The sequence below is a fragment of the Coleofasciculaceae cyanobacterium genome (assembly GCA_036703275.1).
In the GTDB taxonomy this organism is placed as follows: domain Bacteria; phylum Cyanobacteriota; class Cyanobacteriia; order Cyanobacteriales; family Xenococcaceae; genus Waterburya.
Genome location: DATNPK010000096.1, coordinates 170,363 through 196,403 on the forward strand (window position 1 = coordinate 170,363; position 26,041 = coordinate 196,403).

Annotated in this window: 18 protein-coding genes; 11 read left to right on the forward strand and 7 right to left on the reverse strand. The window is 40.1% G+C overall.

Annotated features, from left to right (window positions below; all coding sequences use genetic code 11):
• Positions 1-42 precede the first annotated feature (42 nt).
• On the reverse strand, positions 43-1,524 hold the full coding sequence (locus tag V6C71_20030; GenBank protein ID HEY9770746.1) for a sugar transferase: 1,482 nt from the start codon (positions 1,522-1,524) through the stop codon (positions 43-45).
• Positions 1,525-1,864: 340 nt separating this feature from the next.
• The gene (locus tag V6C71_20035) at positions 1,865-4,330 is read right to left on the reverse strand and encodes an ATP-binding cassette domain-containing protein (GenBank protein ID HEY9770747.1); all 2,466 of its coding nucleotides are present in this window, start codon (positions 4,328-4,330) and stop codon (positions 1,865-1,867) included.
• A gap of 679 nt (positions 4,331-5,009) precedes the next feature.
• On the opposite strand from V6C71_20035, the gene V6C71_20040 reads away from it, so the two are divergent.
• Together V6C71_20040 and V6C71_20045 are read left to right on the forward strand one after the other, a co-directional pair.
• Entirely contained in the window at positions 5,010-6,200 is a 1,191-nt protein-coding gene (locus tag V6C71_20040) for a sigma-70 family RNA polymerase sigma factor (protein HEY9770748.1), read from the forward strand.
• A gap of 40 nt (positions 6,201-6,240) precedes the next feature.
• The gene (locus V6C71_20045; GenBank protein ID HEY9770749.1) at positions 6,241-7,413 is read left to right on the forward strand and encodes a DUF1822 family protein; all 1,173 of its coding nucleotides are present in this window, start codon (positions 6,241-6,243) and stop codon (positions 7,411-7,413) included.
• A gap of 82 nt (positions 7,414-7,495) precedes the next feature.
• Here V6C71_20045 and V6C71_20050 read toward each other — a convergent pair whose 3' ends face one another.
• The gene (locus V6C71_20050; protein HEY9770750.1) at positions 7,496-8,308 is read right to left on the reverse strand and encodes a DNA adenine methylase; all 813 of its coding nucleotides are present in this window, start codon (positions 8,306-8,308) and stop codon (positions 7,496-7,498) included.
• Positions 8,309-8,543: 235 nt separating this feature from the next.
• Between V6C71_20050 and V6C71_20055 the strand changes: the two genes are divergently transcribed.
• On the forward strand, positions 8,544-10,349 hold the full coding sequence (locus V6C71_20055; GenBank protein HEY9770751.1) for an ABC transporter ATP-binding protein: 1,806 nt from the start codon (positions 8,544-8,546) through the stop codon (positions 10,347-10,349).
• 308 nt (positions 10,350-10,657) lie between these two features.
• Here V6C71_20055 and V6C71_20060 read toward each other — a convergent pair whose 3' ends face one another.
• Positions 10,658-12,025 carry an NAD(P)/FAD-dependent oxidoreductase gene (locus tag V6C71_20060; protein HEY9770752.1) on the reverse strand — a complete coding sequence of 456 codons (1,368 nt, stop codon included), beginning with the start codon at positions 12,023-12,025 and terminating at the stop codon, positions 10,658-10,660.
• 623 nt (positions 12,026-12,648) lie between these two features.
• Here V6C71_20060 and sufC point away from each other — a divergent pair.
• The 4 genes from sufC (at position 12,649) to V6C71_20080 (ending at position 17,620) form a co-directional block, all read left to right on the forward strand.
• Positions 12,649-13,425, forward strand: a complete 777-nt coding sequence (gene sufC / locus V6C71_20065; GenBank protein ID HEY9770753.1) for a Fe-S cluster assembly ATPase SufC — start codon at positions 12,649-12,651, stop codon at positions 13,423-13,425.
• A complete protein-coding gene (sufD, locus tag V6C71_20070; protein ID HEY9770754.1) occupies positions 13,425-14,738 on the forward strand; it encodes a Fe-S cluster assembly protein SufD in 1,314 nt (437 codons plus the stop codon). The genes sufC and sufD overlap by 1 nt, the downstream gene beginning before the upstream one ends.
• Before the next feature lie 15 nt (positions 14,739-14,753).
• Positions 14,754-16,016, forward strand: a complete 1,263-nt coding sequence (locus V6C71_20075; protein ID HEY9770755.1) for a SufS family cysteine desulfurase — start codon at positions 14,754-14,756, stop codon at positions 16,014-16,016.
• Between the two features lie 215 nt (positions 16,017-16,231).
• Entirely contained in the window at positions 16,232-17,620 is a 1,389-nt protein-coding gene (locus V6C71_20080; GenBank protein HEY9770756.1) for a TldD/PmbA family protein, read from the forward strand.
• A 508-nt stretch (positions 17,621-18,128) separates the two neighbouring features.
• Here the strand turns inward: V6C71_20080 and V6C71_20085 are convergent.
• The 3 genes from V6C71_20085 to V6C71_20095 all read right to left on the reverse strand — a co-directional run bounded on the left by V6C71_20085 (position 18,129) and on the right by V6C71_20095 (position 21,814).
• Positions 18,129-18,254 (reverse strand): hypothetical protein, encoded by a 126-nt coding sequence (locus V6C71_20085; GenBank protein HEY9770757.1) that lies wholly within the window; start codon positions 18,252-18,254, stop codon positions 18,129-18,131.
• An 85-nt stretch (positions 18,255-18,339) separates the two neighbouring features.
• Positions 18,340-19,116, reverse strand: a complete 777-nt coding sequence (gene cysE, locus V6C71_20090; protein ID HEY9770758.1) for a serine O-acetyltransferase — start codon at positions 19,114-19,116, stop codon at positions 18,340-18,342.
• Between the two features lie 358 nt (positions 19,117-19,474).
• A complete protein-coding gene (locus V6C71_20095) occupies positions 19,475-21,814 on the reverse strand; it encodes an IMS domain-containing protein (protein HEY9770759.1) in 2,340 nt (779 codons plus the stop codon).
• 233 nt (positions 21,815-22,047) lie between these two features.
• Between V6C71_20095 and V6C71_20100 the strand changes: the two genes are divergently transcribed.
• The 4 genes from V6C71_20100 (at position 22,048) to minE (ending at position 25,662) form a co-directional block, all read left to right on the forward strand.
• Positions 22,048-23,373, forward strand: coding sequence for a four-carbon acid sugar kinase family protein (locus V6C71_20100; protein ID HEY9770760.1), 1,326 nt, complete (start codon positions 22,048-22,050; stop codon positions 23,371-23,373).
• A gap of 99 nt (positions 23,374-23,472) precedes the next feature.
• Entirely contained in the window at positions 23,473-24,312 is an 840-nt protein-coding gene (gene minC / locus V6C71_20105) for a septum site-determining protein MinC (GenBank protein ID HEY9770761.1), read from the forward strand.
• Positions 24,313-24,342: 30 nt separating this feature from the next.
• Entirely contained in the window at positions 24,343-25,140 is a 798-nt protein-coding gene (gene minD / locus V6C71_20110; protein ID HEY9770762.1) for a septum site-determining protein MinD, read from the forward strand.
• Positions 25,141-25,290: 150 nt separating this feature from the next.
• Positions 25,291-25,662: a cell division topological specificity factor MinE gene (minE, locus tag V6C71_20115; GenBank protein HEY9770763.1), complete on the forward strand. Its 372-nt coding sequence runs from the start codon at positions 25,291-25,293 to the stop codon at positions 25,660-25,662.
• Positions 25,663-26,041: the final 379 nt, after the last annotated feature.

Consider the following 26,041-nt stretch of genomic DNA (forward strand, 5'->3'; position numbering starts at 1 on the left):
TGAATTTTGTTTATGTTGGAAAATTTAGGTAATTAGATTTTTTTAATATGCACCTTTGGCGCGAAAAACAACTTGAACTGTTTGCAGCAAGATTTTAAAATCCAAAGCCAAAGACCAGTTTTCAATGTATTCAAAATCTAAATTAAATACTCCATCAGAACCAGTATCGGAACGACCACTTACCTGCCACAAGCCTGTAATTCCAGGTAAAACTTGTTGTCGGAAAAAATGATTTTGGGAAAACTTAGCTACGTCTCTGACGGGCAATGGTCGAGGACCCACTAAGCTCATTTCACCTCGCAAGACATTGAACAATTGCGGTAACTCATCCAGACTATAGTGACGCAAATATTTTCCGATCTTGGTAATGCGGGGATCATCTTTGATTTTGAACAAAATTCCGCCCTGAATTTCGTTTTGAGCTTCTAGCTTATGCTGCAATTCGCTAGCATTTGCAACCATGGTACGGAACTTCCAAATTTGGAAATGGTTGCCTTTTAGACCTACACGAGTTTGTTTATATAAGATATTGCCAGGTGAATCTAACTTAATTAAAATAGCAATAAACAACATGGGTAATCCAATAATTGCTAGTAGCATAGAAGATAGTACAACATCAAAAATGCGCTTGCTAAAAAAATCAATACCTATAATAGCAGAATGAGCAAATCTAATGCTTGGAACACCGATAATTGTCGCAATTTCGGCTTGTCTTTCTGGCAACTTGATGTTGATTGGCAATATCCTCCAGTTGACCCCGATGGTTCTGAGTTTCCAATACAGACTTGCTACTCCTTTTACTGCTTCCCAAGAGCAGATAAATACTTCATCCAGCTCTTTATAATTGATTCTATCTAGAGCTATACATAGTGATTCATCATCCTCAAACTCTAAAAGATTTAGCTGTCCGGTAATGTTATATACCTCGCTGCTTTCTAGCAATGATTTTGAGCGATCGAGTTCTTCGGGGTTACCAATTAATAGTATTTTTTGTTTTAATATAGTGTGCCTCTGTCGCACATAAGCCCAAATCCAATTCAACGTTAGGCGTTGGAAAGTCACTAATAAAAGTGTGATTAATCCCGCTACTACTAATTTATAAATAATTTGGGGGTCGTAAAATTTAAGAATGATGGGAATGATAGCCGAATGAGCCAAAAAAACGGCTTTAATTGGATTTGATAGGTTGCGGCTTTTGTCTCCTTTACGATATAAATCATAAGCAGAAAACAGAAAAACCATAAAAGCTAATACAGTTAAAAATAAACTACATATTTCCGAACTTTGCCAAATTAGCTTAATCTCAAATTGTTGCCAATTATCGGCATAGGCAATAAACCAACCCAGGCAAAGCGCAAAACTATCTAAGGCAAATAAAATAATTATTTTAAGTCTGTAAGAAAATTCTTTTTCAGCTAACTTTAAATATCCAGGAGAACGAAGATCTCTAGTTTTAGCTAGATCATCAGGTAGATAACTTTTTTTGACCGCGTAGTCTGGAGTACTGGAGAATTTGTCTAACATAACTTGCTCTTCAAATTATTTGCTCTTAAAGTTCTGAATCAGATTGATAAAGTCACAGCAGTACCATCCTTAATTAGGAATACGGAGTAAAAATAATTACTATTCCAGCAGCTGTTTAACAGTAATTTTTTTAAGATCATCAAACTTAAAAAATATTAATACTGGATTAATACAATCATAACTAAGTATCTTCATTTAAGAAAAATTACTTAGTTATAAACTTATCTATAACCCACTCTTGATCGCGCTGTCAATTACTTAGCTTAAAAGGGTAAGCCACTTTACACTAACTTTATTTACAAGCAGAAAAAGGTGAAAAACTTTAGTAGGAAACAGGCAATTAAAAAATATCTTTTTGACGTAGCATAGTCAAGGCAATGATTGCGTAAATTAAAGTGTGAGCAATCAAAATTCCCCAGTTTAAGCTCAAATTTTCCCAGGTAGCATTATATACAGGAGTGGCTTTAAATATCTCATTTAGCATTTCTGTACTAAAGGCTTGATTTGGTTGAGGTGCCATACTATTAACATCTGCCAAAGAACCATAAGCACCAATAGACCAACGACTAAGCATCAACCAAGAGAGCTTACTCGACCATCCTGACAAGGTAAATAGAACTCCAGAAAAAATGATTTGTGGAATCATTACCAAAGGCAAAATTCCATTTCCTTCATTTTCGGTTTTGACAAATGCAGATAGCATTAAGCTAAGGCTGGTACTAGCCAATAAAGTTAGAAAAGTAGTGATTGCAAAGCCTAACGGCCAAGAAATTAATTCTGACTCAGGGGCCTGAAAAACTAGCAAGACCACAATCGTAATTAGAAATGTCTGTGCTAAAGCCAGACTTCCCCTAACGATCAGCTTAGAAGTCAGGTAGGGTAACAATCCCAAATTCAGTAACCTTTCACGAAAATAAATAGCTGACTCTTTAACAATCTCGCGAATTGCATTAGATAGGCCGATCCAAATGGCGATAGAGCTAAAAATAAATAATAGACGTAGAGCAAGAGAAGCTTGTGTAACGCTAGGTGCATTAACTATGCTCAGAGGCTGTTCATTTCTTAGGGGAAGACCTGTCAAGGCAATGGTAATTGGTCCTGCTAATAGAGTTAAGATTAAACTGGTAGTATCTCGGGCGACTAGCTTCCAATAGCGTTTGCATAGTAAAGATAGTTGAGCTAAGGGAGAAATGCCTGTTTTGGAGCTATTAGACCTAACAACTTGCTGATTTTCTTTGCCTGGACTTAAAGAGTTTTGAATATAGTCTTGATATTCAGGTGAATTAACGAATTTTTCTGACCAATAGCTGACTCTTTCGGCGATCGCCGCTTTATTTTTACCTTTGTTTAATTCAATATAAATATCGGCAAAGTCAGCAAATTTTTCAGCTTCAAAATTACCCGCATATCGCTGAAAAAACGACAGAGCTTGCTTTGGTGGTCCATAGTAACAAAGATTTCCTCCTAATCCCATGAAGGCAATGCGATCGCAGATGCCAATATTGTCTGTAGCATGAGTTACCAAAGCGATCGTCCTGCCTCTGTCAGCTTGCTCTCGAAGCAGCAACATCATTTCTTTGTCCAAGCCTGGATCTAATCCTGAAGTCGGTTCATCAAGAAAGAATAGCTTAGGATCGGCCAGTAGCTCAACGCCAATACTTACACGCTTGCGCTGACCGCCACTAAGCCTGGAAACTAGCGTGTTGCGAACATGAGAAAGCTTGATTTGCTCTAGGGTATTAGTAATTACTTCACCAATGTTAGTATCTGGTGGAAGACGTAATTGGCAGGCGCAGTGAAGAACTTCTTCTACGGTTAGATCGCTATGAATAATATCATCCTGAGGCACATAGCCTACCTGAGAGCGATAAATCGGCCAATTTTTACGCAGATTGTCACCGTTGAGATAGACATTTCCTGAAGATATAGGTGCAATTCCCAATAAAGACTTCATTAGAGTAGATTTACCAGCACCACTGCCGCCTACAAATGCTACTAACTGTCCTGGTTCTAAAACTAAATCGACGTCATTGAGGATGGTAAAGGTTTCTCCCTTTTTATCCTTGACTCTAAAGGTTAACTTGTGAGCATCGAGGCGAATTTGATTATTGGCATTGGTTAACTCTAAAGCTTCCCCAGTAAAAAGTAAAACATAAGGCCCAATCTGGACTGTATCACCTTTGTTGAGTAAATATGGCTTATCTAGGCGATCGCCATTGACAAAAGTCCCATTGCTACTGCGATCGTGTAGAATATAGCGTCCCTTACCATTGGGATTCACCGTAGCATGAAGGCGAGATACCGTAGGCGCATCTAGCTCGATGGAAGAAGCACTATTAGGCGCTCGCCCCAGCTCTACTGGCCAATTTTGCAACCCCTTGAAGTTGAGTCGGCGCACGCTGGGAATGCTCATTTCTCCCCGCTTGGGATTATAATAGGTCAAAATTATCTGCTGACGAGGATCTTGACCTATGTGTAGTTGCTCTCCGTTTTTGAGAATGTGTCCTTTGGTGAGATTAATTCGCGACTGATTGAGAAAAATTCCATTACCGCTAGGCTTTTGGTGATGGCGATCGCCATCATAAATCCGAAAATTATTCCCCTCTTTCTCAATAATTGCTTGCTTACGAGATATGATATTCCACTCTTTGGGAGCCTGCATATTTGCCCAGTCTGGATCGCGCCCTAAATAGTTAATATTTTTGGCTAGGGTCAGAATTTTCTTTTGACCTTGATTATCAAGTTCGATATACGGCTCTGTATCAACAGTTGTGAGTACCGTTTCCCTAGAATAATTGCTAGCCATAATGCTTTATCTATTTTTGAGGATTCGCTTAAAAATTAAAGTTAGATCGAGCTAGATGCAGATGAAATTAAAATTATACGATGCAAAAAAAGCTATCTACTATAACGCTTGAGTACGTTAACTTGCATCTTTAATCGTTAAAATTGTTTGAACAGGTAGAATACTATTTAAGCGAAATTTAATCCGCTCAAAAATAAGCCTTACATTTATCAATATTTCTCATCAAAACTTAAGCTGAGCTAATCATAAAATTTAATCTAGTTTAAGTATTTTCGGCAAAAACACATCTCAAAATAAAATGTAGCATAAATGAGTTACAGAAACTCATGAAGTTGTCCAACTTACGCCTTTAATTTTACTTAAGACTCACAATTAAGCCACACAAGCTCACTCCACTATTTTTGCCTGCCATTAGGCTGTAAAGCTACTCAAATGTTTAGTTTGTCTGCGATCGAGAGTAAACATTGTTAACAATAGTCCAAAAATTCTGCAAAATAAAGCAAATAAGACTATTCCTAAATCAACATTGTGTAGTATTTTGAGTAAAGAGCTAGGATTATTGATTATGAACTATGTTATTGTCTATCGATCTTATTTTCTGCTTAGCTAAATAGTTGCAGTCAACGCTGAACTAACTTCTAGCAAATAAACAAAGTTACCACTATTATTTGGTCGATTAATGCTGACTCGCCAAGACACAGTTGAGATTTTTTCTACTTTTATTGAGTTTGATTATGACCGTTTTAATCGCTGGGCAACAGATACCCGTTTGCGTCGCAGCATGAGACAGTCGTTGGCTAAAATATCCACTGAAAATTCAGCTAATTTTTGGGCTTTGTATTGGCATCAAATTTGGCAAGAGCAACCTCAAGGATTGGCAAGAGAACATTTAGCAGCTTATTTACAGGAAGTTTGTTTTTGGTCTGCCACCAAAACTATCGGTGGGTTTAATAGTAATCAATATACTGTACCGGATTGCTTCCAATTAGCGATCGCGCGAATCGATAAAGTATTAACAGGATTCGACCGCGAACGAGGATTTAATCTCAAAAGCTATGCCAGCATCACTTTCGGTAATTTAATTCGCGAGCTTTTGCGTCAGAGAAAAGAAATTGATATTTGTTCTGATTGGTCATTATTGCGTAAACTCAGCCAAAAAAGAATGACAGAAGCTTTAACTGGTGCAGGATTAGACCAGGAAGTAGTCGAGCAATATATTTTAGCCTGGAATTGCTTAAAAACTATTTATGTGCCAGAGCGAGCCAGCTCTACTCGTAAGCTGCCAAAACCAGAAGCAGAAACCTGGTTAGCGATCGCCAACCTTTACAATCAAGAAATCAAAACTCAGTTGAATCAACCAGGTGAAGCTGCTACCGCCACAAGTTTAGAAAAATGGATGTTGGTTTGCGTCAAAGCTGCTCGTTCGTACTTGTTTCCCAACGTAACCTCGATTAATAAGCCCAAGCCAGGATATGACTCAGGAGAAATTGTTGATTCAATTGTCGGAGAAGTTGATGATTCCTTGCTGAGCGATCTAATTGCTAATGAAGAATTTCAGCAGCGTAGCCAACAGCAAACAGACATTAATCAGTTTTTGACTGCTACCATCGAAAAACTCAAACCCGAAGAGCGAAAGTTACTAGAACTATACTATTCCTTGGGACTCAAACAAGCGGAAATCGCTCAGGAGCTAGACACCCAGCAATACACTATTTCTCGCAAGCTATCTAAAGTCAGGAAAGCACTGCTAAAAGCTTTGGCTCAGTGGAGTCAGTCAACTATGCATATTACTCTGACATCGGACATACTCGACAACATAAGCTCGTTATTGGAAGAATGGTTAGCTGGCTATTACGACAGCGACCAATAAGAAAATAATAAATAAACATATCCAGCCCAGGAGTACCCCGATGTCTACAGCCAACTCAACTATATTTAACCCTACCCATTTAGTTCTTGAATTAGACCAAACTACTATCGATCGAGCTTGGTCAGACCAAAACTCAAGCAATGCTTCCAGCCGTTGGCAAGGCTACCTTAACCAAGTGGCGTTAAATACTTTTTTACCTTGGTTAAAAACAGAAGAAGATGCAACCGCTAAAGCCGAATTAGATCGAACTACTCAGGCTGCTATTTGGGAAGTAGTGAACGGTACGGCAATCGCAATTCAAGATGCCAAACTAGTTTTAATTCCTACCGAAGCAGCAGACTTGAGTGAATTACGAGTTGCTCAGGAATGGATCGATCTTCGAGAATGGACGGCAGATTACTACTTGGCTGTAGAGGTAAACCTTGACGCTGGTTATCTTCGTGTTTGGGGTTATGCGACTCATCAACAGTTAAAAAACGGTAATTTTAGTCACGGCGATCGCACCTATAGCTTAAGCGAGGATGAATTAATCACTGATATCAATGCGTTGTGGGTTGCTAGAGAACTATGTCCTGATGAAATAACTCAAGCTGTTGTCGAACCAATTGCCGAACTCGCTACTGCTCAAGCAGAAAACTTGATTGAGCGTCTTGGTAGCCAATCTCAACTGTTGCCTAGATTAGCCGTTCCGTTTACTATTTGGGCGGCCTTAATTCAGAATCCAACCTGGTGTCGTCGTTTAGCTGCTACTCGTCGAGGCACACCGACAAAGACTCCTGTATTACAGTGGCTACAGCAGGGTATGGCTAACTTAACGGCAGAATTTGGCTGGAGACAAATTGAAATAACTCCTAGTGTTATCGGTGCAAGGGGCGTAACTACTGTTCCTGAAGCTATTGCTGTACCTGCTTTTGGTTTGGCTAAAAGGCTAAATATCGCTAATCAACCCTATGAATTAAAAATTTTGCCCTTAGAGGAGGTGAGATCGTGGCGGTTTGAATTATGTTGCCTTACTCCTGGCTGTATGATTCCTGCGGGTTTCAAATTAAGACTGCTTACAGAAGATTTACAGGCTTTTGAAGGTAATCAAGATATGGCAACTGAAGCAGTAGAACATCTTTGCATCGAAGTCGATCTAGAGCCAGGAGAAGCTTTAGTCTGGCAAATTGAACCAACCCCAGAGAACTATCAACAGGAAATTTTACAGTTTTAAAGAATCGGATTAGCATGAATTTATCTCCCTTTGGAAGAGGTAATACTTAGTAGTTAGTTGCCTTCAAACTAGAAGTTAAAAGCTAATAATTACTAACTATCACTTCAGGAATTTTGCCTCGCTTATTGGCTTGAGAATTAATTGCTCTGGCTGCATAGACCAGCTCAATTTTGTAATCTTTATAGAGATCGAGAATCAATGGAGTATTGGAGTTAGAAACCATAAATCGAACTCCTAAATCATCAAGGCGATCGCAAAGATCTCGTAGGCTCAACTGCATTTGAGCGTCGAAACCTTGGAGACTGTAGCCTGTAAAGTTAGACGTAGCGTTTAATGGTGCATAAGGAGGATCGAAATAGACAAAATCATCCTCACCAATTTTTGCCTCAACTTCCAGAAATGAGCCAGTAATAATCTCTGTGGATGCAAGTGCTTGGCTACAGGCTCTTAAATTAACCTCATCAACAATTTTAGGATTTTTATACTTTCCTATAGGAGTATTAAATTCACCCTTTGAGTTGACGCGATACAATCCATTAAAACAGGTTTTATTTAAATAGATTAATCGGCTAGCTCTTTGAACGTCAGACCATGATTTGTATTCATCTAACTGGCGATCGACGTTTCTGATTTGATAGTAATAATCTTTTTCGTAAATATGCTGATGAAGATCGGCAATTAGTTCTTCAATCTGATACTTGATTACTTTATAGGTATTAGTTAGTTCTTCATTAATATCAATTAGAGTAGATTGCTCTGGTGAGTAATGGAAAAATAATGCTCCACCACCCACAAATGGTTCAAAATATCTAGAAACGCGATCGGGAATTCGTGATGTTAATTCTGGCAGTAGTTGAGTTTTACCTCCAACCCATTTAACAAAAGGCTTTGTCATTTAGCATTTAACAGTTTTCGATCATTAAATGATAAATGTTCAATGTTCAATGTTCAATGATAAATGTTCAATGTTCAATGTTCAATGTTCAATGTTCAATGTTCAATGTTCAATGTTCAATGTTCAATGTTCAATGTTCAACTCACTCCATAACTCTAGTTGCAACTTTGGTTAACTAATAACTCTCAAAGTTTGCTAAGTTTTCTAAAGATACGTCAAATATTACTGATTAAGCATGACCTTAAGTAAAACTAAGTCGCCCAAGCATCCTCTAGCTAGATTGTTGCAATATAGCGGTAAGTATCGAGTAACTATGTGGCAGGCTACGATCTGTTCTATCCTCAACAAGCTCTTCGATCTTGCGCCTCCAGCAATTATCGGTGCTGCGGTAGATGTTGTGGTCAAAAAAGAAGACTCGGTTGTGGCAAGCTTGGGTATTACTGATATTTTTGGACAGCTATTAGTGTTGTCGATACTATCAGCAATCATTTGGGTATTGGAATCAGTATTTGAATATGCTTATACCAGACTATGGCGTAATTTAGCCCAAGATATGCAGCACGACATTCGTTTAGATGCTTATGGTCATGTTCAAGATTTAGAGTTGGCTTACTTTGAAGAACGTAGCACAGGAGCATTACTAGCAGTTCTCAATGATGATATTAACCAGCTAGAGAGATTTTTGGATGTTGGTGCAACCGAAATTATTCATGTACTCACCACGGTATTAGTAGTCGGCGGTTCGTTTTTTGTTTTGACCCCTGATATAGCTTGGATGGCAATTATTCCCATCCCCATTATTGTTTGGGGTTCAGTAGCGTTTCAAAAATGGCTAGCACCCAGATACGCCGAGGTGCGGGAAAGAGTAAGTACCCTCAATTCTAGATTAGCCAATAACCTCAGCGGAATTACCACCATCAAGAGCTTTACCACCGAAACTTATGAAATAGAGCGTTTGAGTAAAGACAGCCACGCCTACAGACAAAGTAATCAAAAAGCGATCGCCCTTTCCGCAGCCTTTATTCCCCTAATACGTCTGGTAATTCTGGTTGGCTTTACTGCTATCTTGCTTTATGGTGGCGTTCAAGCTGCATCGGGCGCATTAGCTGTAGGTACATACAGCGTTTTGGTATTTTTGACTCAAAGACTACTTTGGCCTCTGACTCGCTTAGGACAAACCTTCGATCTATATCAAAGAGCAATGGCTTCGATTACTCGCGTTATGGATTTATTGGATACTCCTATTGCCATTCATCCAGGAGATCACTCTTTACCACTAGCAACTATCAAGGGGGAAGTAAGCTTAAACAATATTACCTTTGCCTACAGCCAGAGACAGCCTGTAATTAAAAATCTCTCACTACATATTCCCGCAGGTCAAACTATAGCCATTGTGGGTGCAACTGGTTCGGGCAAAAGTACCCTCGTTAAACTACTCTTACGCCTATATGAAGTAACATCGGGCAAAATTACGCTGGATGGTCAGAATATTAAAGATATAGTGCTGTGGGATCTTCGTCGCGCCATTGGCTTAGTCAGCCAGGATGTCTTCTTATTCCACGGTACGGTTAGAGAAAACATTAGCTATGGTTCACCTGATGCCAGTATAGGTCTAATAGTTGAGGCTGCTAAAGTTGCCGAAGCAGATCGCTTTATTCGTGAACTACCTCAAGGCTATGACACCATAGTTGGGGAAAGGGGACAAAAACTTTCTGGAGGACAAAAACAACGAATTGCGATCGCCAGAGCTATTTTAAAAGATCCCCCAATCTTAATTTTGGACGAGGCAACATCGGCAGTAGACAACGAAACAGAAGCTGCTATTGCTCGTTCTCTAGAAAAAATTACTCAAAATAGAACTACGATTGCGATCGCTCACCGCCTCTCTACCATCAGACATTCAGACTGCATCTACGTGATGGATTATGGTCAATTAATTGAACAGGGAACTCACGAAGAACTATTAGCTTTGAGTGGCGTATATGCTGGTTTGTGGCACGTTCAGACAGGCTCTAGGCAAGGCAGACAATTGATTACTTAGTTGCTTCTGCTTAGTTTATCGTTCATTAAATGCGTCAAAAACCCCCAAAGAAGCAAATCACTGGGGGATATTATTTTGGCTAATAGAACCACTTGCTTTGATAACTTTATACCAATCAATACTTCTGATACTAGTTCTCAAAAATAGCTAAAGAGATAAAAAATTAAATTGTAGTAATGCGTCCAGATTAATTTGTTGGGTATTGAAAATTATTTTCAGCCCCCTAACCCACAAGTTTGGGGGAATCAGCCCAGCATTTTAGCCTAGACGTGGTACTACCAAGTCTCTTATTACTTCTGACTTCTGACTTATACCGATACTGGCTCTTTTGATTCTGATACAGCTTTTTCTCGCTTTTTCTGACGCTCGATTTCCAACTGTAAAGAAGGGTTTTCGGTAATCAAGCGCGCTCCTCTACCTAGGGTAATATAGTTCCACGCCCACTGAATCATAACTATTAGTTTGTTATCAAATTCGATCAGGTAGTAAATATGAGCAAATACCCAAATCAGCCAGGCAACAAAACCAGAGAAGCGGCCGAAATTGAGATCGGCAACTGCTTTGTTTTGTCCAATTACCGCCATGCTGCCAAAGTCTTTGTAGCTAAATGGCTCAACTGTTATACCGAGCGTTCTTTTAGCCAATAATTTAGCTACATACTCTCCTTGCTTCATCGCTACAGGAGCAACTCCAGGCAACGGATGCTCTCCTTGATGAGGAAAATTAGCTAAGTCTCCAATCACAAAAATATTAGAATGTTCTTTTAGGCTTAAATCTGGTTCTACAACTACTCTTCCAACCCGATCTAATTCTGCTCCTGTGCGCTCTGCTAGCACTTTACCCATAAAGGAGGCTCTAACCCCTGCTGCCCAAAGAATAGTGTGAGCATTAATAGTTTTAGTTTCATCTCCCTGACGGAAAGTTACGCAATTATCGGCAATGTTAGTTACTAATGTCTTAGTCTGGACATCGACACTCAGTTTCTCCAGAGACTTTTGTGCCTCTACTGAGCATTCTTCTGGATAAGGCGGCAAAATACGCTCCATGCCTTCAAACAACAATATTTTTGCTTGAGTTGTGTCAATATCGCGGAAGTCATCTTTGATTGATTGATGGGCAATTTCGGCGATCGCCCCTGCTAATTCTACTCCAGTAGGCCCACCACCCACAACTACAAAAGTTAATAGTGCTTCGCGCTTTTCGCGATCGCTTTCTTTTTCGGCTGCTTCAAACGCCATAAAGATTCGACGGCGCATTTCTAAAGCATCTTCTACGGTTTTTAAACCAGGTGCGTCATCCTGCCACTGATCGTTACCAAAATAGTGATGACTAACTCCAGTTGCTACAATCAAAGCATCATAGTCTAATGCCTCTCGTTCTTCCAAATAAACTTTCTTGGCTTCGGGATCGATATCTACAACCTTATCTAGCAACACCTGGGTGTTCTTATGTTTGCTTAAAACCACACGCAGAGGAGAAGCAATATCTGCCGGAGACAGCGTGCCAGTAGCTACTTGATACAGTAGGGGTTGAAACAAATGAAAATTACGTTTGTCGATTAACGTTACTCTTACAGGGGCGTTCTTTAGCGATTTAGCTGCATAAAGTCCGCCGAAACCACCACCAACGATAACTATATGAGGAAGGGCTGTCTGATTAGCTTGAGTGTTTTTCATAGTCAAATAAGGTTAAGTGTAGAAATATTGCTCTGAATAAATTTGCTTGATATAGAGAATTTCTAGGAGGTAAAAATATTTTCTAGAAATTATATACTAATATTAACTTCTGTAAATTGATGTCAACTAAATATCACCGATGAATTAAAAGTACATAAGTGTTTTATCTTGTCAATATTATATGTAGCTCTTATCTATCAATAGTGGTGTAGCAAGTAAAACAAAACTTTTAGGTACACTTTGAATAACCGTCGTAAGAGCGAGTAATCACTTCAAATCTTGACAAAAAACTTTTTTTCTTGAATTCAACTTCACATTTGACGGTCATAACAAGTTATCAAGACAAGTTATTGCACAAGAGATTTCCAAGATTTTGAGGCGAAATTTGAGCATCGGTGTGGCAATTGTGCGATCGCCTTGAAAACCGAATTAATAATTTCCAGCAATTTTGATAACTTTGACAACGTATTGATAGTTAATGTAGTCTACAATAGACTTAAACAATATTTTTGTTGTTTAAGTAGCCAAATTTCACATAGTTCTCTTCAGCGCATAGCTTGATTTATCTAGGTCTGAGAGTCTTTAAACCCATAGTCAAAAATTGTTTATTTAACAAACAATCAATGAGCGAAACAATCTTATCAGTACGCAATTTAACCGCCAACGTAGATGGTACACCTATCCTCAAGGGTGTAAATCTAGAGATCGAAGCTGGAGAAGTCCACGCTATTATGGGGCGTAACGGCTCAGGAAAGAGTACCCTAGCCAAAATTATTGCTGGCCACCCAGACTATGAAGTCACTGGAGGGGAGATTATTTATCAGGGTAAAAACATTATCGAGCAAGAACCTAATGAAAGGGCTAATGACGGTATATTTTTAGGTTTTCAGTATCCCTTAGCAATTCCTGGAGTCAGTAATTTAGACTTTATGCGAGTTGCTTACAACGCCAAGCGTAAACATCAAGGGCTAGAAGAAATCGATACCTTTGATTTTGAAGATTTGATTGAAGAGAAGCTAGAAGTAGTCAAAATGAAGTCAAGCTTTTTAGACAGAAGCCTCAACGAAGGTTTTTCTGGTGGTGAGAAAAAGCGTAACGAAATTCTCCAGATGGCATTGCTTGACCCTACTTTAACCATTTTAGATGAGATTGATTCAGGCTTAGATATTGATGCGCTGAGAATTGTTTCTGATGGCGTAAATCAACTAAAAACTGCTGACAAAGCTTATTTACTAATTACTCACTATCAACGCCTGCTAAACTATATCGAACCAGATTTTATCCACGTGATGCAGGAGGGCAAAATTATTACCAGTGGCGGTAAAGAACTTGCTTTAGAATTAGAATCTCGCGGTTATGACTTTTTGGATGATAAATCTGCGGCGGGGGTAGGAATATAATGGCGGTACAAATTCCTTTTGCAACTATTTCTAAGGTTCATCAAGATACTGTAGTAGAAGATATTTTCTTCACAGGTTTACTCCAGCAATGCCAGGTAAATAAATCAGAATTTCAATGGTTACAAGATATTCGTCAAGAGTCGAAAAGCTGGTTGTCTCAATTATCAGTGCCTACTCGCAAGGATGAAGACTGGCGTTTTATCGATCTATCGTCTCTGACAACAGCCAAATTTGTTACGGCTGAGAATGTTAAGGCGATCTGTGAATCGCTCCCTGAAGCAAAAGATAGCCGTTTAGTATTTGTCAACGGGTTTTATAGTCAACAACTGTCTGATTTATCTGGATTACCTCCAGAGGTTTTTGTCGGTAGCTTAAATAATTTACCTCCAGAATATAATGCAGCCGAATATTTTGCTCGACAGTCTGGAGCGGATGCTTTTACTGCTTTGAATACCGCAGGTGGTAGAGATATTGCGGTAGTTTGGGCAAATAAAAATGTAGTGATAGAAACTCCCATACAGCTAATTTTTATTGCTGATGGTGAATTAGAGACTAACTTTACTCAACCTCGCACCTTAGTAGTAGGAGAAACAGGATCTAGTATTTCTTTAGTAGAAGAATATATCGGTACAGGAAAATACTTTACCAACGCCGTTACCGAAGTCTTTGTCAAAAGTAACGCCAGAGTAAATCATACCCGCCTACAGCAGGAATCTGAAGCTAGCTATCATATTGGGAAAACCGCCATTTCTCAGGAGAGAGATAGTCACTATACTATTGGTGAGATTAATTTAGGGGCAAAGCTCTCGCGTCATAATCCTGAGGTATGGCAGCGGGGTGAGCAAACGGAAACTAATCTTAATGGTTTAACGGTAGCTACGCGAGAACAAACATCTGATACTCATAGTATTATCGCTCTGACTAAACCTCATGGCACGACGGATCAGCTGCATAAATGTATTGTAGGCGATCGCGCTCACGCAGTTTTTAACGGCAAGGTATTTGTCCCCAAAGAAGCCCAACTTACTAATGCGACTCAGTTAAATCGCAATTTATTACTTGCTCCCAAAGCTAGAGTAGATACTAAACCAGAACTACAGATCACTGCTGATAACGTTAAGTGCGCTCATGGGGCGACGGTAAGCCAGTTAGAAGCAGAAGAAATTTTTTATCTTCGCAGTCGTGGTTTGAGCGAAGCTGATGCCAACCAGCTATTAATCGATGCTTTTGCGGCTGAGATCATCGATCGCATTCCTCTAAAATCTTTGAGAACCAGAATTACCCAGACTATCGAGCAGAAAGTAAAGCATTAACGAGTAATCAATAATATGACTTTTACCCAATCAAAAACTTTAGGCGATCGCGTTAGAAGCGATTTTCCGATTCTACATCAAAAGGTTAACGATAATCCCTTAATTTACTTTGATAGTGCTGCTTCTTCTCAAAAACCTCAGGCGGTGCTAGATGTGCTGCAACATTATTACCAGAGAGATAATGCTAACGTTCACCGTGGCGCACATACTCTTAGTGGCAGGGCTACCGATGCTTATGAAGGCGCGAGGAATAAAGTGGCGCAGTTTATTAATGCTGCTTCGCGAGAGGAAATTATCTTTACTCGCAACGCTAGTGAAGCGATCAACCTGGTGGCATACAGCTGGGGTTTAGCTAACCTCAACCCAGGGGATGAAATCATTCTTTCGGTAATGGAACATCACAGCAACATTGTTCCTTGGCAGCTTATTGCACAAAAGACTGGTGCAGTAATTAAATATGTTGAACTAACTTCTACTGAAGAGTTTGATTTTGAACAGTACAAGTCTTTATTGTCTAACAAAACCAAGCTAGTATCTATCGTTCATGTTTCCAACACGCTTGGGGCAATTAACCCGGTGGCAGAGATTACGCAAGAAGCTCATCAATACGGTGCAAAAGTACTAATTGATGCTTGTCAGAGTGTTCCCCATATGCCGATTGATGTTCGGGCAATTGACTGTGATTGGTTAGTAGCTTCAGGACACAAAATGTGCGCGACTACAGGTATTGGCTTTCTTTACGGCAAAAAAGATATCTTGCTAGCAATGCCTCCTTTTATGGGTGGTGGCGAAATGATTGATGAAGTATTTCTCGATCATTCTACATACGGCGATTTACCCCATAAATTTGAAGCGGGGACACCTGCCATTGGTGAGGCGATCGCGCTTGGTGCAGCAGTAGATTATCTTAATAGTATTGGCATGGATAAGATTCATGACTATGAAGAAGAACTTACTGCCTACTTGTTTGAGCAACTAGAAACCATTCCTAACCTGAGAATTTACGGCAAAAAACCCACCTCAGATGGTAAAGGTAGAGCAGCATTAGCAGCCTTTAACGTGCCAGGAATCCATGCCAGCGATTTGGCCACTTTACTAGATCATGATGGTATTGCCATTCGTTCTGGTCATCATTGTACCCAACCCTTGCATCGTATATTTAATGCTTCTGGTAGTGCTAGAGCAAGTCTATATTTTTACAATACCCGCGAAGAAATTGATGCGTTTGTCGTAGCTTTGAAAAGTACGATTGAGTTTTTCCAGAGTATGAATGAATAAGTAAAGACGTAGGTAGTAGCTAATAAATAAAGCTAAAGCCTAATTATTAGTAATATGTAATAAAATTATCAGCCAAGAAATTTTTCTATTGACTTAGGAAGGAAATGAATAAGAGCAAATCATTATTAGAATATATAGATATAGTAAATGTCTATAAAGCTAAAAGCTAAAGACCAATTAATTTGCCTTTTCAACAGATAAATAAAATATACAACATGACTACAGCAGCTACAGCAACAACAGAACAGTTAAAAAGCGCGATCGCAGCTTATAAAGACAAGGTAGACTACTTAGAAATTCGCGTCGAGCAAAGCGAGTCTACAGGGCTTTCCTTTCGCGGTAAACAGTTAGACTCCGTAGATCGTAGTTTTTCTCTAGGAGGCGGAATTCGTGCCTGTTATAAAGGTGGCTGGAGTTTTGTTACCTTTAATGGCTTAAAAGAGCTTAACGAAAGAATTGAAGAGGCAATTTCTCAAGCGAAGCTAGTAGGCAAGGAAGAAACGCAACTAGCAACAGTTGAACCTATAGAAGATTATGTCCCAGAAGAGATTAAGCGCGATCCCCGTGAAGTTTCTCTACAGGATAAGCGTAAACTGTTAGAAGCTTATAATCAAATCTTGTTAGATTTCGATCCTCGCATCCAAACTACAATGGCAAGTATCGGCGATCGCTTTGCGACTAAAACTTTTATTAATTCTACTGGTAGCTGTATTGTTCAAGAAAGGTTAGATGTTAATGGACGCTTTGCGGCGATCGCCAAAGGTGAAGATGGTATAGTGCGTCAAGGTTTTGAGTCGGTTCATTCTCGTAATGACTTTAATGCTTTGGTCGGCATTGAAGATCGCGTTAAAGGCGCAGCCGAGCGAGCAGTCAGGCAATTAGAGGCAAAATCTGTCAAAGGTGGCCAGTATACGGTAGTTCTCGACCCTTACCTATCTGGTGTATTTATTCACGAAGCTTTTGGACATCTCTCAGAAGCCGATTTTGTTTATGAAAATCCTCAAATGCAAGAGTTGCTAACCTTAGGTAAGCCGATGGGAATCAAGCAGTTAAACGTAGTTGATGATGCTACTATGGAAAACCTGCCAGGATCGATGAAATATGATGATGAAGGTGTCCCAGGGCAGCGCAAGCATTTAATTAAAAACGGTGTTTTGAGCGAACGTCTGCACTCCCGCGAGACAGCAGGAAAGATGGCGGAAGCACCTACAGGTAATGCTAGAGCCATCCGCGCTAACTATCCTCCCATTGTGCGCATGACTAATACCGCTATTGAACCAGGAGACACTCCGTTAGAACAAATGTTTGAGGGAATTGAAGAAGGTGTCTATGCTGTCAGAATGCTCGGTGGACAAACCAATGGCGAAATGTTTACCTTCGCAGCAGCGGAGGGCTATATGATCCGTGATGGAAAAATTGCTGAACCAGTCAGCGATGTAACTTTATCAGGGAATGTGTTTCAAACGCTGCAAGATATAGATGCAATTAGTAGCGATACTCTATATACCAATGGGGGGTGTGGTAAAGGTGGGCAAATGCCATTGCCTGTAAGCGTTGGTGGTCCTCACATTCGGATTAGAAATGTCGTGGTTGGTGGAAGATAAATTGAATTAAAAAAGCTAAGAAAAGAAACACTTTGAGCAAGGAAGCCCGCGTCCTAAAGGACGACGCGAAGCGCGACACGAAGTTAGTCCGTGCATGATAAGCGGAGCAGCGCGGTCTTGGGCTTTGCCCAAGTATAGCGATATCCGAAGGTGTATCCTTTAGGACTGCTTCAAGAAGCTTCGAGACCGAAGGGCGGAGTGCGGTTTATCCGTGAATCCGCGATTGGCAAATGCTTACTTCATACCGCTTCGCGTCCTAAAGGATTCGCTAAAGGGTATATGCGTAGCGGTATCTTTTAGGACACCTTCGGATAAGCCCTTCGCGTTACACGAAGCTAGTCATGCACGGGCATATCGCCGAAGGGCGTTTACCCTCAAAGCTATAAGGGCAAGCATCGCATAGTTTGATGCAAGGGCGACGCGAAGGACGCGCCTCCAGGCGCTAATCCTTTAGGGCTAGTGTGACCGAAGGGCGGAGTGCGGTTTATGCGTGAATCCGCGATTGGCTTTAGTGCAAGTCTTGCTGTTGTACGTCATACATCAAATCATCAACGCGCTGAATCTCTACTGAATTATCAATAATCAACCTAAACTCGGGATAAGCTGAAAGGCTTGTGTTTTCGTTCTCTGCCAAACTGTTATTTTCCTGGAATTTTTAAGAAGCGATTAGCGATTAGCTTTCATAACCCTTAAATTGCCTTAACCCGAACTGAGGTTAATTAGTTTTCTTCAAATAGTTCTTCGCCCAAAAATTCTCTAATTTCTTTATCTCTCAACAGGCAGCTATCTTTTATCTGTTGACATGATTCACCTTCTGGAGACTCTGATAATACTACCGCAACCAAAGATTTACGCTCAGATTGAGACTGTCTAAGCTGCTTTACTTCTTGTTCTAAAGACTCGATGCGATCGACTAAAGTACGAATAACTGCTGCTTCTGAATCAGGTAAGTTGCCATGCTCTAATGGATCTACCTTAACTCCCGAACGGTATACTATTCTTCCAGGGATACCAACTACGGTGCAGTTAGAAGGCACATCTCGTAATACCACCGAACCTGCTCCAATACGCACATTGTTGCCAATTTGTATATTGCCCAAGACTTTTGCCCCACCGCCAATAACAACATTTTCTCCCAATGTCGGGTGACGTTTACCTGTTTCTTTTCCTGTTCCCCCTAAAGTAACTCCCTGATAAATTAAAGAGTAATCGCCGATGATCGCTGTTTCGCCGATAACTACCCCCATACCGTGGTCGATAAATACACCTTTACCAATTTGCGCTCCTGGATGAATTTCAATTCCTGTGAAGAAACGAGCCAGATGAGAAATTAAGCGGGGAAAGAAAGGAATGCCTACTTTAGATAACCAGTGAGCCAAGCGATGTAAGAAAAGAGCCTGTAAACCTGGATAACAAACTAAAACCTCAAGCCAGTTGCGGGCTGCGGGGTCGCGTTCAAAGATGATGCGAAAGTCAGCTACTAGTGAGGAAAGCATCAGTTATTATCCTTTATTGACTAATGTTTGATATCAACGAAACTATTTTATCTTTTTCATGGCATTTCTGAACTCTGTAATTTGGTGTAAAAACACACCATTTGTAATTAATGCTTTCTGGTGAATACTAATTGGCTCTATTGAGTTATTTTTTGATTTTCTCTAGACTTACAGCTATTAGCTTTTGGCGCGATCGCTTTTTTACGCCTTCGACTAAAACAGAAAACAGGTATTATATGTATTATGTATATTGATTTGGTAATAGCTGGCAGTTAGAGCAAAAAATGAAATTGCCGAAGCAAAATTTAATCACAATCCACGATTAATCATCACCAACTAAAAAATATTGATGATTTTGCTAGAGTGTTTTCAACACTTCTGCATTTTGAATTAGCCATTTTTCCCCCTGACGCACAAGCTGATAGCGGACTAATAAATTATCATCATAGGATTGAGCATTATCTAACTTTCCTGATTGATAATGTTTAGCGATTTCCTGAACTTCCGCTTCTACAGTTGCTTTGTTGCGATCGCTGGGATTAATCGTTGCCGAACGCATGATCAGATTATGCTGATACTCCCGATAAAAATTTCCTGCTTGATAAGCAGCAGCGCGATCGCGCCAGGTAGTCAACAATGGTTCTGCCAAAATATTATTTAACTGGTCAATTTGATGTTCTTTGCCAAAAGCTGCTGATTTGCTACTCAACCAGTTGTCAATCAGCTGCTGCGATTGTTCGGCAAAGGTTAATTTTGGTTGAGCTGCAACGGGTATGGTCTTTTTGGATGGTAACTCAATAGTGGGCTGATCGACGGCAATCATCAACTGTGCCTCGTTAGCCGTTTTAATGCTGGGAGAAAGAAACAGCTTCATAGCAATATATCCCAGCGTACCTACGCCAACAACTAAACTAATCACAAACAACCAGCCTTGCCAAATGGTAGCAGGACTGCGCTTGTTTTGACGCGAAACTCTGCGTTTTGCTGTTCCCTCCGCTTTTTGCATAACAGATGGCCCAACAGCTCTGGTTTGGGCTTGAGGTTGAAGTGGTAGCGAAAGAGACTTCTTGGCTGGAAAATTTTGCTTAGGAGTATTACGATTTGGTGGAACAGGACGATATCCTGGTTCGGACGTAGCTGGCGCAACTCGATGATTGCGCTCAATGGTTGCAGTTCCTATACTTGAAGGAGTGGTAGCCGCACCGACTAGCTCTGTTTGAGCTTGGGCAACGTGGTTTGATGACCTGACTCTAGCTGAGGCTGCTTTTTCGGCAGAAAAAAAATTTCGCCATAAAGCCCTAATTCTTCTGAGCGCAGTTTCAGACTGATTGCCACTTTCAACAATAGACTTTTGCTGTTTTGGAGTTTTAGCTATAGACGCTTTGGCTGTAGTAAATGTGGCTGGCGGGGCTAATTCTTCTAAATAGTCTTGCACTTGGCGATCGCCAAAATATTCTTTTAAAGTTAATTGAGTTGCTGCTAAATCGCTAAATTGAGCAATAACATCTTCCTGTAGCCATTTTTCGCCATAAAAACATAATCCTGGTAATAAATCTGAGCTACCCAAACAGTGTTGCTGAACCTGCTCTACTTTGCTGGTATCTTGAGCATTTTTTAGTTTATCAATCGCTTTTTCTGTGTGTCCCAATAGCAAAGCCGATATTGCCTGTTCCCAACCGACATCTTGTTGTTCACTCAAACTATCTAGTTTTCTTTGGGCGCGCAGAACTAGTTCTGGTTGTTTTAAGCTGAATCCTCGCCCCAAAAGCGCATAAACTGCTAAATAATTAGCGATCGCCGAATCGCTTTGATCTTCGCGATCAAATAGTTGCTGTTGTTCGGCTGAGGTTAAGTAGGTTCTTAGCTGTTGCACAAAACACAAGAACTGATCGAAACTTAAACCAGAGCGATCTGACCCTTTGCCTTCTATACCTTGACGTTGAAGCAGCATTTCTCGCAGCAATTTAAAACCTTTGGCTCTTTCAGCAGACTGAGCAGAATTTTGAGAAATTAATTCTAAAACTCGATAAGGACGTAGTTTGTATAAATCTAGCTGCAATTCTTCTTTTAAATGAGCAAATAAATTTTCTTGGTTAAGTATGTCTATCCCCATTTGACCAGAAACAGCAGCATTTTCATATTCTCCTCGATGCCATTGTTCGCGACCTAATTCTAGATAAGCTAAAGCTAAAGAAAGAATTAGATCCTCTTTGGTAGTATCAATCGAGACTTCATCCTGCTCTTGCGATCGCAAATCGAATTGTTGGTTATTAAAATAATCAATTCCGATCTTGAGAACTAGCTCGTATTCACCCAGTTCATGTAAGATTAACAATCCTCCTATCAATTGATTTGAGGGGATTTCAATTGTCGGATTTGCTAGAGGAATTGTGGCAACGTCTTCAACAACTTCAACAATTTCTGAGTCGGCTGCTTTCACTGCTTCTTCTTGTGGCTCAGAAATTGACCAAGACTGTATATTGAGCAAAAATTGAGCATCATAGGTTGCTCTTTGCCCTAAGTCCGACAAAACTTGATAGGAATGTTGAATTAATTCTTGACGAGCTAAAATTGCTGGTTCACTATATTCACGGCGGGGCTGTTGCAGGAGACGATCGCGATAAGCTTGCTCTAATTGCTCTGGAGTAGCTTTGACAGGTACGCTCAGTATACGGTAATAGTCGAGGGGGATTCGCACGATGATAAGTTCCTCTGGACGGCTTTAACGTCCTGGTAAGTGACAAGTTAGTGAAAGAATAAGTAATAGCCAAACTGTTGTAGCTTTTCTAGCAACTCGAACAGTTTGGCAAGCTTGATAAATCTGATGTTTTTGCTTTTTGCCAGCATTCTAACTCAGTTTTAGCAAACTGTATAAAATATTCAAATTGAGTTGAAAAAAAGATGACTAACCGTAAACTTTGTTAAAAAATTATGAACCAAAATCAACCAAAGATAATTGTGATTGATGATGATCCGACTGGATCTCAGACGGTACATGGTTGTTTGCTATTAATGCAGTGGGATGTGGCAACTTTAACTACAGGCTTACTCGATAGCGTGCCGATTTTTTTCATCCTCAGTAATACCAGGGCAATGAGTCCTGATGAAGCAGCAGCAATTACTCAAGAAATCTGTCACAATCTAAAAATTGCGATCGCCGAGATAGGCATCAAAAACTTTTTAATAGTTAGTCGTTCCGACTCCACATTACGGGGACACTATCCCATTGAAACTGATGTAATTGCTGAAGAGCTAGGTGGTTTTGATGCTCATTTTTTGACTCCTGCTTTTTTTGAAGGAGGCAGAATTACCGTCGATCACACTCATTATCTCTTAATTGATGGAGTAAAAACTCCTGTCGCCGAAACAGAGTTTGCTCGTGACTCGGTGTTTGGCTATAGTCATAGCTGTCTTCCTGACTACGTTGCCGAAAAAACTCAGGGCAAGATTCCTAGTTCCCAGGTGGTTAAATTTAACCTGTCTGATATTCGCAGTGGTCAAATTTACCAACGCCTATTACAGTTAACGAACAATCAATGTGTGGTTGTGGATGGAGAAACTCAAGCAGATTTTGATTTATTCGCTCAAGCAGTTTTACAGGCTACAGGCGAAGGTAAACGTTTTTTGTTTCGTTCTGCCGCTAGTTTACTAAGTTCTTTAGCACAGTTAGGACAACAGCCAACACCAGCAGAAAAGATGGCGCGCTATCGACCAACAAACAACCCTGGGATAGTTTTAGTAGGTTCTCATGTACAGAAAACCACACAACAGCTAAGCCAACTGTTGCAACAAGATCGGGTAGCTGGAATTGAGATTGATGTAGTGCGTTTGCGCGATCGCCCTCAGGATCGAAATACGATTCTTCAAGAAACTTTAGATACAGTGAACCAGATATTTGCTCAGGAAAAAACTCCCGTTATTTATACCAGCCGTCAAGAATTAAGCTTTGTTAATATTCAACAGCGTTTAGAATTTGGCACAATTGTTTCTGCACTTCTCATGGATGTAGTTCGTGGTTTGCCAAAGTCAATCGGGTTTTTGATTAGTAAAGGTGGAATTACTTCTAATGACGTACTCAGTGTCGGTTTAAACCTAACGCTAGTTAGACTTTTAGGACAAATTTTACCAGGATGTTCCGTGGTTCGTACCGAGGCGACTCATCCCCAATTTCCCAACTTACCAGTAGTTTTATTTCCAGGCAATGTAGGCGATCGAGATAGTTTAGTTGCTGCTTGGCATCGCTTAAGAAACTTGTAATCTTTCATCAAGAGAAATTTACGTTAATATGTGAAGCGTGAAAACAGAACTACCTAAAAAGTAGATATACGTAGATATACGGATGATCGGGATTGTTGCATGACTTTCGAGCCTACTATCTCTCTGGATAAAATTGACGATCTACCTGATTCGTCTCCTCTAGTTAGTCGCTATTCGCAAATTTACCTAAAAAACGACGGTGAACAGATCCTACTGATTCTGCCGACTCAAGCCGAAATAAATTCTGATTTACCTTGGTCAGAAACTTGGCAAGAACTAAAACATCTGTTAAAAACCAAGGAGCAGTCTTGGCAGATAGGAACAAATGTGTGCTTAGTTGCTAAAGATCGGCTGCTTGACTCTAGACAACTACAAACCATTGCCGAAACTCTTAATGATGTCAAACTTTCTCTGTCAACAGTTAGTACTAATCGAAGGCAGACGGCGGTAGCTGCTGCTACTAGCGGTTACTCTGTACAGCAGAAAATTTCTGCCCAACCGTTAGTAGAGAATCAGACTGATTTAAAAGATGTTATCTCTCCCACCCTGGCAGAGCCACTATATTTACAAAGTACAGTTCGCTCTGGAGTCGAAATACGTCATCCTGGAACAATTGTGATCTTTGGTGACTTAAATCCTGGCGGAAAAGCGATCGCAGCGGGGGATATTTTAGTCTGGGGTCGCTTGCGGGGTATTGCCCACGCAGGAGCGCAAGGAAACCATCAATGTCGAATTACGGCGTTGCAAATGGAATTTACTCAACTGCGGATTGCCGATGCTGTTGCTCGAGCGCCTAAATTAAGACCTAGATGCTTATCACCAGAATTGGCTTTCATCACTATAGATGGAATTCGTTTAGCTAATACCTCAGGGTTCGCTAAACGCTATATTTTTTCATCATCAAAAAAGGCATGGGTTGAAAAAAACCAAGCAAAATAACTACAGCTACACAAATCGTAAGCAAGTAATATGAGTCGTATAATTGTTGTTACTTCTGGTAAAGGAGGAGTTGGTAAAACCACAACTACCTCCAACTTGGGAGCTGCACTGGCCAAACATAATCGTTCTGTAGCTCTCATTGACGCTGATTTTGGATTAAGAAATCTAGACTTGTTGCTGGGACTGGAAGAGCGTGTAGTCTATACTGCCATAGACGTACTGGCTGGAGAATGCCGCTTAGCACAGGCTTTGGTTAAGGATAAACGCCTTAAAGGTTTAGTGTTGCTTCCAGCAGCGCAAAATCGCAATAAAGAATCGGTTCAGCCAGAGCAAATGAAAAAACTAGCTACTGCTTTGGCTAAAGGTTATGATTACATTCTCATTGATTGCCCAGCAGGTATTGAACTAGGTTTTCGCAACGCTATTTCTGCTGCCGAAGAAGCTTTAATCGTCACAACTCCTGAAGTTGCTGCGGTACGAGATGCTGACCGCGTTATTGGCTTACTAGAAGCAGAAGGTGTTAATAAAATCAGCCTTATTGTCAATCGAGTCAAACCTTTGATGATTGAGGAAAACAAAATGATGAGTGTAGAAGACGTGTTGGAATTATTGGGCGTACCTTTAATCGGCGTTGTTCCTGATGATGAAAAAGTAATTGTAGCTACCAACAGAGGAGAACCCTTAGTTTTGGGAGATGTTGAATCTGTTCCTGCAAAGGCATATTCAAACATCGCTCGGCGGTTAGAAGGAGAAAAGGTACCATTCCTTGACTTGATGGCAAATCAGGGAAACCTTTTGTCTCGTCTACGTCGAATGTTTGGTGGTTAGTTAGAAATTACTCTGTAAGCTCACAGAGCTAAATCTGACTATCTAACTATTGGTCAATAAACAAGACATTGGTTTGAGACAAGGTTAAACACTTTTGTGGATCAATACCATTGATTATGTTCGTTTTTCCCTATGCAAACCGTGTTAAACATGATTAAAAGGTTTCTGGAAATGCTTTTTCCCTGGAATAATAACGCTAACAGTCGAAATCACGCTAAAAGCCGTTTAAAACTGATTATTGCTCACGATCGCGCCAGCATTAATCCAGACATAATGGAGGCAATGCGTGAAGAAATTTTAGATGTAGTCGCTCGCTATGTTGAGGTAGATCGAGAAGAAATGGAATTTTCTCTTTCTAACGATCAGCGTATGACTTCCTTGACTGCCAACCTGCCAATTCGTCAAATTAAACGCATGAACGATCTCAAAGAACAAGTTAAGAAAGAGACTTCTGTTGACTTGCAAAAAATCGAGTTAGTTGAAATAGATCGAGAGGCTGAAGCCAATGCTCAATCAAAATAACTAGTTTTTACGGTAAATCTGTGTCTAACTCAATAGACATCTTAGTCTAACTTTTAGTGTCAATATCTATTAAAGTAGCTAGTAATTTTGAAGTTAAGTTAGTTAGATGCGACAACAAAAATACGCGATTGTGATGAATGATTAACGCTTAGATTATTGTTAGTTTGTAGTATCAGTCTATTTGATGTTTGAAACAAATGCTTGCTTAACCTAGATGAATGCTGTCTAAATTTGATTCACTGAGTATATTTCTGGACAAGACAAACTAAAAAATTTTTGTTAAACAGAAGTATATTCTGGTTAACGGTACTCCGCTTTCGGCGGTGACAAATGTGTAATCAAAAGTCTGTAATCAAAAGGCAAATTTACTTCGTCTTTT

Coding starts and splice junctions, on each gene's coding strand:
- V6C71_20030 (HEY9770746.1), bottom strand. CDS start 1,524: ATGTTAGACAAATTCTCCAGTACTCCAGACTACGCGGTCAAAAAAAGT.
- V6C71_20035 (HEY9770747.1), bottom strand. CDS start 4,330: ATGGCTAGCAATTATTCTAGGGAAACGGTACTCACAACTGTTGATACA.
- V6C71_20040 (HEY9770748.1), top strand. CDS start 5,010: ATGCTGACTCGCCAAGACACAGTTGAGATTTTTTCTACTTTTATTGAG.
- V6C71_20045 (HEY9770749.1), top strand. CDS start 6,241: ATGTCTACAGCCAACTCAACTATATTTAACCCTACCCATTTAGTTCTT.
- V6C71_20050 (HEY9770750.1), bottom strand. CDS start 8,308: ATGACAAAGCCTTTTGTTAAATGGGTTGGAGGTAAAACTCAACTACTG.
- V6C71_20055 (HEY9770751.1), top strand. CDS start 8,544: ATGACCTTAAGTAAAACTAAGTCGCCCAAGCATCCTCTAGCTAGATTG.
- V6C71_20060 (HEY9770752.1), bottom strand. CDS start 12,025: ATGAAAAACACTCAAGCTAATCAGACAGCCCTTCCTCATATAGTTATC.
- sufC (HEY9770753.1), top strand. CDS start 12,649: ATGAGCGAAACAATCTTATCAGTACGCAATTTAACCGCCAACGTAGAT.
- sufD (HEY9770754.1), top strand. CDS start 13,425: ATGGCGGTACAAATTCCTTTTGCAACTATTTCTAAGGTTCATCAAGAT.
- V6C71_20075 (HEY9770755.1), top strand. CDS start 14,754: ATGACTTTTACCCAATCAAAAACTTTAGGCGATCGCGTTAGAAGCGAT.
- V6C71_20080 (HEY9770756.1), top strand. CDS start 16,232: ATGACTACAGCAGCTACAGCAACAACAGAACAGTTAAAAAGCGCGATC.
- cysE (HEY9770758.1), bottom strand. CDS start 19,116: ATGCTTTCCTCACTAGTAGCTGACTTTCGCATCATCTTTGAACGCGAC.
- V6C71_20100 (HEY9770760.1), top strand. CDS start 22,048: ATGAACCAAAATCAACCAAAGATAATTGTGATTGATGATGATCCGACT.
- minC (HEY9770761.1), top strand. CDS start 23,473: ATGACTTTCGAGCCTACTATCTCTCTGGATAAAATTGACGATCTACCT.
- minD (HEY9770762.1), top strand. CDS start 24,343: ATGAGTCGTATAATTGTTGTTACTTCTGGTAAAGGAGGAGTTGGTAAA.
- minE (HEY9770763.1), top strand. CDS start 25,291: ATGATTAAAAGGTTTCTGGAAATGCTTTTTCCCTGGAATAATAACGCT.